We start from the raw sequence: 9,700 nt of genomic DNA, 5'->3' as shown, positions 1-9,700 counted from the left end.
TGCCGGTATTCGGCGCCTGTCGCTGTTCAACGTGTGGCTGGCGCTGGCGTTGGCGGTCTTCGTGCTCGTTGCTGGGCCGACGCTCTACATATTGAGTTATCTGGGCACCGATATTGGCTACTACATCCAGCACTTCGCCTATACCAGTCTGCATGTTTTTACCGACAAACAGGGCGAACAATTCCAGACAGCGTGGACCGTGTTTACCTGGAGCTGGTTCATCTCCTGGTCCCCGTTCGTGGGTATGTTCCTCGCCCGCATCTCGTACGGCTACACGATCCGCCAGTTCATTCTGGGCACGCTTCTGGTGCCCACGGGCGCCTCGCTGGTCTTGTTCGTTATTTTCGGGCGAGCCGCGCTGCACGGCATTCTGGAAAACGGGGGTGATCAGGCGCTACTGGACGCCAGTGCCTCGCAAGCCATCTTCGTCGTATTGAATCAGCTGCCGGTCGCCGGGATTCTGGCGGCGATTGCGGCGGTCGTGCAGATCGTAGTCGTCACGTTGTTCTTCGCGACGTCGTCGGATTCGGGATCGCTGGTCGTCGATATATTGACCAACGGCGGGGACCCGCATCCCATCTGGCAACAACGCCTGTTCTGGGCCGTGCTCGAAGGGGCGATTGCGGCCGTGCTGCTGATCGCGGGTACCCTCGGCGGCGGCGATCCCTTGAGCGCCATTCAAACGGCTTCGGTCACCACCGGTCTGCCATTCTGCCTGGTTCTGCTCGCGACGTGCGTCATGCTCTACAAGGGATTGCGTGAAGAGACTGCGGTCGCACCACAGCGCGACTCCATCAGGAGTTGATATGCGCACCAACGCCCCCAACCCAAGCCCGGTCTACCGCATTGCAGGTCTCAGCGTTCTGGTGGTGCTCCTCTGGGGCGTCACAGCCTGGTTACGGATGCTAGCGGCCGATGTGCCGCCGCTTGAGTTGACGGGCATCGCCCTGATCGGCGCGGCGGTCAGCAGCCGCATGTTACCGGGCACCCGCGGCGCGTTGACGTTCGCGCTGCGTGAGCATCCTTGGTATGCTTGGTTGGCGGTCATCGTCGGGCCAATCGCCAGCGCGGCGTTCTATTTCGCCGCGCTGGCGTATGCGCCCGCCGCCCAGGTGGTCGTGATCACTTATAGCTGGCCCCTGTTGTTTGCGATTACCAGCGACGTCTATATTCGCCGTCGCCCCATGCCGCTGACATTTTTCAGCTTGTGCCTCGGGCTGGCCGGTGTGGCCGTCATGCAGGACTGGGCCACGGCGCCGTCTTTCGATGCCTGGCTGGGATACGCTGGCGCGCTGCTGGCGGGCCTGTCCTGGGTGGGCTACTCGCTGTTTCTGCAGGTTTATTCCCGTGCGATCGCGCCGGCCTATCCCGCTTTCTTCGCGGCCGGTGCCATACTCGCGTTGACCCTCCAGGCCGGCTTCGGCGGTCTCGTGTGGCCGGGTTCGCTCAGCTCCTGGGCTGCCGGCGTCGCGCTCGGGATCGGGCCTTACGGGCTGGGATTTGTGGCCTGGGGTTATGTCGTGCGCCACGGTAATCCGCGCATCGTACCCGTGGTGCCCTATGCGGTGCCGGCCGTTGCGGCGATCACGCTGGTTCTGGCCGGGCGAACCCAGCCCACACTGCCCTTGCTGGCCGGCTGTATGCTGGTTCTTCTCGCCTGTGCGGCCTCGGCGTGCGTTCGGGCGCCGCGGTAGCCGTGACTTCAATCAGTTGTCGAACGACAAGTCGCCCGCCCGGTCGATGCCGAGCCTGATCCGGAACACGACGGCGCGCTGTGTCCGACACACGATACCGGCACATCGCGGGTGCTGGTCAACACGCAAGCCACGCAACACCACTGGGTCGTCATCAGTGCCACTGTGGCTTCCGACGTGCACGTGATCATCCTGCCGGATCAGGCGGGTTGGCACACGACCGACAAGCTAAAGGTGCCCGACAATCTGCCACTGGTGTGCATCCCGGCGGCTACATCCGAGCTCAATCCGGCTGAAAACGTGTGGCCATACCTGCGCCAGACGGTTCTGGGCAATCGCGTTTTCAAAGACACCGACGCCAGCATCAAGCGTGTCTGCTAGGCGTGCCCTTCGCCCAGGTCGGCTACGACCGCGAAGACCGTGAGCTGCAGGCGCTGATGACCGCACCACGTTCGGTTTCGCCCTACTGGCGGCAGCTGCGCGACGCACGCTTCTACCGCGGAAAGTGGGCCGATCACCGTCCCGGCAGCCGCTACGTGCTGGTCAGTGGCTACGAGGTCGGGGCAGGCAAGACCGTGGGCGTGGAGTCGGTAGATACCTAGCTTGCCCCGCCTGCAGCCTGATGCCTTCTGACCCATACTGGAGGGCACCACGATCTTGATCTTGCCCAGGAGCAGTGCACACCCCGGCGCTTTAACCGGATACCCGGGAATTTCCCATTGAAAAAGCCGACAGAGCGCATTGTCTGTCGGCTTTCCTGGTGCCTTGGCTTCAGGTCCGGTTTCTCAGAGGCTGGTCAGGTTTGCATCGATCAAGGGGGTGATCCGCCGGACGCTGGCGCGTCGGTTTTCCTGGCTGGGTCCCTGCGTATCCAGTTTCAGATAGCGTTCACCATAGCCCTGGACGATCAGGTTTTCCGGGGGAATGGCGTAGTATTCGGTCAGTGCCAGGGCGACGGCTTCTGCTCGTCGGTCGGATAGTCCGAGGTTCAACAAGTCCGATCCGACGGCGTCGGTATGACCCTCGACCAGGAAGATCTCACTCGGGTGCTGCTCGATGACATCGGCCATGGTGTGCCCGATCATCCCCAGTGCTTGGGCTTCGGTGGATTGAATGGCCGAGGAACCGGTGGCGAACTGGATAACGTTGAGATCGATACTAGGCATCATGGCTCGGACTCGGGAGCTTTCGCGTACCTGGCGGAGCGTGAAGACCTGCTCGAACTCCTGTACCGGTGGAGCCAGCAGTGTTTGGCGCAGGATATCCTCATCTGCTCGTCGGTAATCGACCACGTAGCGATCATCCGGCAGGGTATAGCGCAGGGGAGGGAGGGATTCATCAAGTTCGACGGAAGACATCCAGCTATCGGTCTTTTGCGTTTCGTCGATCAGCACGATAGCGGTGTTATCGGGTAGATAACGGGTACGCTTGAGCACGAAGCCACCGGAATCGCGAATGGTCACGATCTGGCTGCCATCCTCGCGGGTGACGGTGGAGCGGGTGATACCGTCGTCAAATAATTGGGTCGATTCGGTTACCCCGGGACGACGCAGCAAGAGATTCTCGTCCTTGCGCACATAAAGCTCGCCGTCGCGCTCGACAATCATACGGTCGCCTTGATTGTCGACGACACGGCCACCGAGTTGAGGAATCAAGGCGCCGACCACGGCACCCGCTGCGGCTGCCCCAGGTATTTCCATATCTGGTTGTTGTCATCATCTGTTTCTGACGCCGCAGCGACCTTGACTTCCTCGGTGCTGGTGCGCGTGGTGTCCGAGGTCACGACCTCTTCGGATGTCGTGGTGGCTTCCTGGGTCTCGAGGGCGGCGACAGCGGCCAGGGCGTCTTCCTCAGCCTGGGCAAGGGCTTCAGCGTCAGCCTTGTCGCTGGCTTCCTGCTCGGCGAGGGCGTCTGCTTCGGCCTGGTCGATGGCTTGCTGCTCGGCCAGTAGTTCTTCCTCTGTTTTATCAACAGATTCAGTAACCTGAGCGAGAGTAATGATCTCTGTGTCGGTAGCTGACGACAGGGTCGTCTGGGCAAAGCCTGGGCTCATCAGCGACAGCGATGCCAACAGCACCGCGGGTTTCCTGAAATGGCGCATTCGATCTTTCATGTTGATTTTCCTGAACCAGAGCCACCTGGCGTGATAACGGTTGTCTGAAATTGCCGATGCCAGCACGGTTTTCGTCATGATCGGTGATCGAGGAATTGCCGGCGGGCTAGCTGTGATTAGCAACATTTCTGGCCAGGAAGGGGGGTGATCCTTGTCGAGGAGCGCCTTCGTGTCAGTTGCGTTCATCATGGTAAATAAAAGTCCGACCATCGGTACGACAGCACACATAGGAGACCGATTGTCACGGGTCTCCTGCCACGGCAGTCCGGAGAACATCACATTCGGGATCCGTGGGAGTGCACCAGCCTCCGGTGGCTTCTGAAAGATGCCGAACTCTGGTCAGCGATCGGCTGAAGTGGTGTAGGCTAATGGTGTGTCGGCAATGTTGGCTAGGCACCGTGTGCATTTCAGGGAGGGAGGATGGCTTTTCGGTTCCAGCGACGTATTACGCTTGCCCCGGGCATACGCATCAACCTCAGCAAGCGCGGTCTGGGGCTTTCGGTCGGCCCACGTGGGGCGAGCCTGAGCCTCGGGCCGAGTGGCGTCCATGGTCATGCGGGGATTCCCGGTACCGGGCTTGCGTACCGGCAGAAGCTCAATACTCAGGACCGCAAGGGTGGTCGTCGACGTGCAGGGAGAGGTGGCGCTTCATCAAAAGCTCCGGCGGAGCTGGATGCCATGCTCCGCGAGGGTGCCAGCCTGTCGATCCAGATTGACGTGAGCGATGAAGGGCGAATCAGCTACTTTCATGGTGATGGCACCCCCATGTCCGACGCCCAGGCACGAGTGCTGCGCCGCAATGCTGCGTCGTCGCTTCGCGAGCAGTTGGAGGCCCATTGCCAGCGCCTCAACGAGGATCTGGACCGACTGGGTCGACTCCACGAACAGACCCCGCTCCCTGATGTGATGGGCTATGAGGCCCGTGACTATACCCAGTCGCCCCCTGCGCCCGCCGAGCTTCTCCACCCGGAGTGGTGGCACCGGCTGTGGCCGCCGGCCAAACGACAATTGGATGAAGAGAATCGCCTCCGCCAGGCCCGCTTCGAGGAAGCCTACCGGGCCTGGGAGTGGCGCAAGGCGGAGCATGATGCCGCTGAGTTTGCTCGTCATCACCGCGAGGCCGAGGCGGTCTGGCATGATCTCGACGCCATGGAACAGACCCTGCGCGAGCGCCTCGAGGAAATCGACTGGCCGCGCGAGACGGCCATCGACTTCGATCTCGGCCAGGATGACCGCAGCATTGCCGTGGACATCGATCTGCCCGCCGAAGACGAGATGCCCGACCGCTACTGGACCATGCCCGCCAAGCAGTTGCGGCTTACGCCCCGTACCCTGAGTGCGACGGGGCAGCGCAAGCTCTATCGTGACCATGTCCACGGTATCGCCTTCCGAGTGCTGGGGGCCGTGTTCGCAAGGCTTCCCAGGGTGCAGGAAGCCCGCGTCTCCGGCTATCGCCAGATGATCGACGCCGCCACCGGCGGCCGGCGTGATCAGTATCTCTATAGCGTCAAGGTCACTCGCCAGCAATGGGAGCGGATCCAGTTCGAGCATCTTGATCAGATAGATCCGGTCGCGGCCATGGAGAACTTCACCCTGCGACGCGATATGACCAAGACCGGGATCTTCCGCGACATCGAGCCCTTCAAGTTAATATGAGGTCACTGGCACGGGGGATATGACCTCATTCGCGATTGGTAAGTGTGGTGCAGGGTATGGCCGACACGGATCGTCATGGGGTTGTGGGTGGCTTTCAGAATGGCGCGGTGGAAGGTGAGATCATGAGGAAAAGACGAGTCATAGTGTTAACGACGGGTGGCACCATCGCCAGTATGCCAGGGGGGTCCGGTCTCAATATTTCCGGGGCGATGAGCGGGGAGTCGCTTCTGGAACGCGTCGCTCTACCGGAGCCAGATCTTCTCGATGTCGAAGTCAGGTCGATATTGCAGAAGCCCAGCAACGCCATCAGCCTGGTTGACCTGGTCGAGATGTCACGGCACTGCGAACGCCTGGCCAAGGACCCGGATATCAACGGAATCGTCGTCACCCATGGCACCGATACCCTCGAGGAAACCGCACATTTCCTGGATGTCACCCTGGCATTGAGTCACTGTGCCCTGGTCGTCACCGGTTCTCAGCGCGCTCCCCACGATGAGGGCACCGACGCCTTCCGTAATCTCGCCAATGCCATCACTGTCGCCGCCGACAGCCGCTTGGCCGGACTGGGTGCCACGGTGGTGTTCAACGAATGCATCTATGCCGCCCGGCAGGTCCGCAAACTGAACAGTTATCAGGTCAATGGATTCGGTGCACCGGGTGGCGGTCAACTGGGCTATGTCGATGGGCCTCGCGTCCACCTGGCTCAGTTGCCCCTGCGCATGCCGTTGCTGCCACTCGGCGAGAGCCTGCCCCGTGTCGATATCCTGCCTGCTTACCTGGATGCCAGCCCTGAACTCGTCGAGGCCTCGGTGGCCAGCGGCGCTCGTGGCCTGGTGATCGACGGGCTGGGCAGGGGGCATGTGCCCCCTGGCTGGCTCGCCAGTATCGAGAATGCCATCAAGGCCGGGATCACCGTGCTCGTGGTATCCAGTTGTCAGGAGGGACCGGTCAATTTCAGTTACGAATTCCCGGGAAGCCTGGCCAGTTTGGTGTCACTGGGGGCTCTCGTCGTCCCTGACCAGAGTGCTCGCAAGGCCCGACTCAACCTGGCGGTGATGCTATCCACTCCTTTCCAGGATGGGAAAGAGGGGATGGCGAGGTGGTTCCAGCACGCTCTTTCTCGACCCTGATGAGGGAATGCACGCCTCAGCCCGTTGTGCTCCCCGGGCATGCCGGTGGCTCGGCACTGGCCGAGAACCCCAGGTGCGTGAACCAGGCGGTGGCATCGACACCGGCATTATCGCCGTCGCTCATCAGGGCGACGCCGTCGATTCGATTGGCACGTTCGCCGAACAAGGCGTCGAAGTCCTCGCGAACGTCCCGGACCTCCGCCACCCATTCACCCACGCGTGATTCGCCGCTCTGGAGTGCCAGCAGATGGGCGCGTGAGGTAAAGGCGTTGGGCCAGTCAGCGCCTGCGGGCTGGCTCGACGCCCAGACATAGTTCACCGACTGTACCTGCCAGGGCAGGAGGCCTGTCTTGCGCACCACATAGACCCGCGCCGGGTAATCGTCACCGGCTTTGGTTGTCTCGTCGAGCCCCTGGTGTATCCCCGAAACCTGCCAGCACCAGTGGAGATAGGGTGTGCGGTTCAGGTCCACCTCACGTTCCAGATATTTCGCCGATGCCTGTTCTCCGGCCCTGGCCTGGAGGACCTGCGTGCCATCCCGCTCAACCACTTGATACGCCGTCTCACCGTCGAAGGAGCGTGTCGGCCAGCCTGCCATCGTCTCGGCGGAAAAGCGCAGCTCCTCTGCCGCCAGCGGCAGGCAAGTCGCCACCAGCAGCACTCCGATGGGGATAGGGGGAAGGGTCATAAGGGCGATGTCCTCGTCAGGTTCTGAGGGTAAAGGTAATGAGTCGTGGCTGGCTGCATCGTCCTTACAGTGTTCCAGCAAGACGACTCGTCACTATCCTGCGCCTTTGTAAGGTTCGGCAATCAACAACGACTCAAGATTTAGACACTAACCGACAATCGACACCAACAGCTGCACGGAGGTCTCGGCTATGACGGATCAGCCTTCGCCGACAAGGCGCTTCTGGTTGGGTGGCAAGCGTGCCGCCGAGCAGGACCGGTTCTTTCGCGAGTCTCTCGAGCCACTGGGCTGGCAGGCGGGAGACGAGCACGACTGGGATGCCGCCTGGATCACCGGCATGCCCGCCCCCGAGCAGTTCCGTCGAGTCTCGACGCGGTGCAAGCTCAACCACTTTCCTGGCAATGCGGCGCTCACCGTCAAGAGCCGACTCCACGATAGCCTGGTGACTCTGCGCGAGCGCATGCATGACAGCCATGGCGCCGACAGCGAACTGGCCGGGCGGCTGGCCTTCTTTCCGCGGGCCTACGTGATGCCCGGCGACTATCATGAGCTCCAGGAGGCTGCCCTGGCCAACCCCGGCCAGCGCTGGATTCTCAAGCCTACCAATGCCTCCAAGGGCAAGGGCATACGAGTGCTGGGCGATGTGGCAGAGGCGCCCCTGGAACCGGACTGGCTGGTGCAGGAGTACCTCGCCAACCCCCACACCATTCGCGGCCACAAGTATGTCCTGCGGTTGTATGTGCTGATCTCTTCCATCGAGCCGCTGCGCGTGTATCTCTATCGTCAGGGGTTCGCCAAGCTGGCGTCGGAGCCCTGGGATCCCGAGGACGTCGACAATCCCTACAGCCAGTTGACCAACCCGGACATCAATGCCCTCAATGATCGCGCAGAGGTGCCGGTGGAGTTCATCGACCTCGAACGCTATCGGCAGTGGCTTCGCGACCAGGGTCATGACGACGAACGCCTCTTTGCGCGCATCCAGGACCTGGTCGCCCTCACCGCCATTTCCGGCGTGGATGCCATGCGACGGCGGACCGCCCAGGTCGGTGCCGACTCGCGAGGCTGTTACGAGCTGCTGGGGCTCGATTGCCTGGTGGATGACACCCTCAAGCCCTGGATCCTCGAGTGCAATCTCAGCCCCTCTCTGGGGATCTGTGCGGCCCCGGACAATGGCGGACGGGTCGAGGAAGTCGTCAAGGGTGGTCTGGTACGCGACTTGGTCTCGCTGGTGGATATCGCTGGCGCCACCCCTCAACCCGACGATGGGAAGGCGGTCGAGGCGGCATGGCTGGTCACCGAAGCCGAGGCAGAGATGTCCCGGGCCGGCGATTTCGAGCCGCTGTTGCCGGGGAATGAGCCGACCCGCTACCTGCCCTATTTCTCGCTGCCGACCCTTGCCGATGTGCTGTTGGCCGAGGGTCTGGCGGGCATTTCCATAGAGCGACCACTGCTACAGCGCCGCCAGGTGGCGGAACTGCTGGATGACGACCAACTCGCCCTCTACGCCACTGGCTCCGGCGACTACTTGCGCCCCAACGAGACGGCGACGCTGATCTGGCTTCTGGCTACCGAGGGACTCGACCCCGACACCATCACCGAGGAGGTGTGGCGTGCCACCTCCCGGGAGCAATCGTCGGTGCCGGATCGCCAGGCCCTGCGCCTGGATGTATGGCGAACCCTGGGGGACTGGTGTCGAGCCGGTTTGCTGTGCCAGCAGGCGAGTGGGTCTTCACCCTCTTCCTCGGGAACCGACACCGGAACTCCCCTGAATCCCCCCGCAGTGCCGATGCGCTCGCCGGGTACCATCATGCAGCTGGACTTTGATGGTCGCACCTGGGCTCTGCAGGTCGGCAGTGACCCTGCTCTGGTCCGGTTATCCAGGCTTTTCGGGGACCGGCTCAGGCCCTTGGGCGACGAGACTGCTGGCGATTTACCACGACTCTGCGTATTGCGCGACTCGGCGGGTTACACCCTGGTGGCCGGTGACGAGGTACAGGCCTCGCGACTGACGCTCGCGCGACTCGGCCCCGCGGTGGTGTCCTGCCTGTTGCGTCAGGCGTCTATTCCGGACCGGCTGGTGCTCGATGCCGGCCTGCTGCTGACACCCGGCGGGAGAGCCGTGCTGTGCCTCTTGCCCGAGGGCGATTCGAGGGCCGAGGCAGTAGAGACACTGAGCTCCACGGGCAGCCACCTGACCCTTGGTCTTCGCCTTGGATTGACGGCCTTGCCCCGAGTGGAGCCGCTGGAATTGCCGCTGACCAACACGCTTGCCGGGGGAATAACCGAGTTGCCCGAGACGATCGAGACGCTCGCCGTGCTGTGGATCCATCCCGGGGAAGACGACAGGACCGCGCCCACCGCCATGCTGGAGGTATTGGGAGCCCTGTTGCCTGGATGCATTGTCGCCGGTGGCATGCCT

General features: G+C 62.4%; 10 protein-coding genes. 7 read left to right on the top strand and 3 right to left on the bottom strand.

All coding sequences use genetic code 11. The features are described from left to right. The 4 genes from ACESMD_RS10275 to ACESMD_RS10260 all read left to right on the top strand — a co-directional run. Positions 1 to 805: BCCT family transporter (locus tag ACESMD_RS10275; RefSeq protein WP_372612837.1), on the top strand; the 805-nt coding region annotated here is incomplete at its 5' end. Between the two features lies 1 nt (position 806). Beyond that, on the top strand, positions 807 to 1,694 hold the full coding sequence (locus ACESMD_RS10270; RefSeq protein WP_372612835.1) for a DMT family transporter: 888 nt from the start codon (positions 807 to 809) through the stop codon (positions 1,692 to 1,694). Between the two features lie 111 nt (positions 1,695 to 1,805). Further along, positions 1,806 to 2,075: a transposase gene (locus ACESMD_RS10265; protein ID WP_372612833.1), complete on the top strand. Its 270-nt coding sequence runs from the start codon at positions 1,806 to 1,808 to the stop codon at positions 2,073 to 2,075. Between the two features lie 2 nt (positions 2,076 to 2,077). Then, positions 2,078 to 2,296: a hypothetical protein gene (locus ACESMD_RS10260; RefSeq protein WP_372612831.1), complete on the top strand. Its 219-nt coding sequence runs from the start codon at positions 2,078 to 2,080 to the stop codon at positions 2,294 to 2,296. 183 nt (positions 2,297 to 2,479) lie between these two features. Here the strand turns inward: ACESMD_RS10260 and ACESMD_RS10255 are convergent, their stop codons facing one another. Then, the gene (locus ACESMD_RS10255) at positions 2,480 to 3,301 is read right to left on the bottom strand and encodes an OmpA family protein (RefSeq protein WP_372612829.1); all 822 of its coding nucleotides are present in this window, start codon (positions 3,299 to 3,301) and stop codon (positions 2,480 to 2,482) included. Between the two features lie 44 nt (positions 3,302 to 3,345). Then, positions 3,346 to 3,885, bottom strand: a complete 540-nt coding sequence (locus tag ACESMD_RS10250; protein ID WP_372612827.1) for a hypothetical protein — start codon at positions 3,883 to 3,885, stop codon at positions 3,346 to 3,348. A gap of 342 nt (positions 3,886 to 4,227) precedes the next feature. Here ACESMD_RS10250 and ACESMD_RS10245 point away from each other — a divergent pair, with 342 nt between their 5' ends. Both ACESMD_RS10245 and ACESMD_RS10240 read left to right on the top strand, forming a co-directional pair. Then, entirely contained in the window at positions 4,228 to 5,463 is a 1,236-nt protein-coding gene (locus ACESMD_RS10245) for a DUF4236 domain-containing protein (RefSeq protein ID WP_372612825.1), read from the top strand. Positions 5,464 to 5,606: 143 nt separating this feature from the next. Further along, a complete protein-coding gene (locus tag ACESMD_RS10240) occupies positions 5,607 to 6,593 on the top strand; it encodes an asparaginase (RefSeq protein ID WP_372612823.1) in 987 nt (328 codons plus the stop codon). Between the two features lie 16 nt (positions 6,594 to 6,609). Here the strand turns inward: ACESMD_RS10240 and ACESMD_RS10235 are convergent, their stop codons facing one another. Beyond that, positions 6,610 to 7,281 carry a DUF3047 domain-containing protein gene (locus tag ACESMD_RS10235; protein ID WP_372612821.1) on the bottom strand — a complete coding sequence of 224 codons (672 nt, stop codon included), beginning with the start codon at positions 7,279 to 7,281 and terminating at the stop codon, positions 6,610 to 6,612. Between the two features lie 190 nt (positions 7,282 to 7,471). Here ACESMD_RS10235 and ACESMD_RS10230 point away from each other — a divergent pair. Next, the coding region (locus tag ACESMD_RS10230) for a hypothetical protein (protein WP_372612819.1) at positions 7,472 to 9,700 on the top strand (2,229 nt) is incomplete at its 3' end.

It is taken from the genome of Halomonas sp. (genome assembly GCF_041689495.1).
Lineage (GTDB): Bacteria > Pseudomonadota > Gammaproteobacteria > Pseudomonadales > Halomonadaceae > Halomonas.
This window is presented reverse-complemented; position numbering and strand designations above follow the sequence as displayed.

Bases quoted from the DNA above. Each gene is read 5' to 3' on its own strand.
- ACESMD_RS10270 (WP_372612835.1), top strand. From the start codon at position 807: ATGCGCACCAACGCCCCCAACCCAAGCCCGGTCTACCGCATTGCAGGT.
- ACESMD_RS10255 (WP_372612829.1), bottom strand. From the start codon at position 3,301: ATGATTGTCGAGCGCGACGGCGAGCTTTATGTGCGCAAGGACGAGAAT.
- ACESMD_RS10245 (WP_372612825.1), top strand. From the start codon at position 4,228: ATGGCTTTTCGGTTCCAGCGACGTATTACGCTTGCCCCGGGCATACGC.
- ACESMD_RS10235 (WP_372612821.1), bottom strand. From the start codon at position 7,281: ATGACCCTTCCCCCTATCCCCATCGGAGTGCTGCTGGTGGCGACTTGC.
- ACESMD_RS10250 (WP_372612827.1), bottom strand. From the start codon at position 3,885: ATGACGAAAACCGTGCTGGCATCGGCAATTTCAGACAACCGTTATCAC.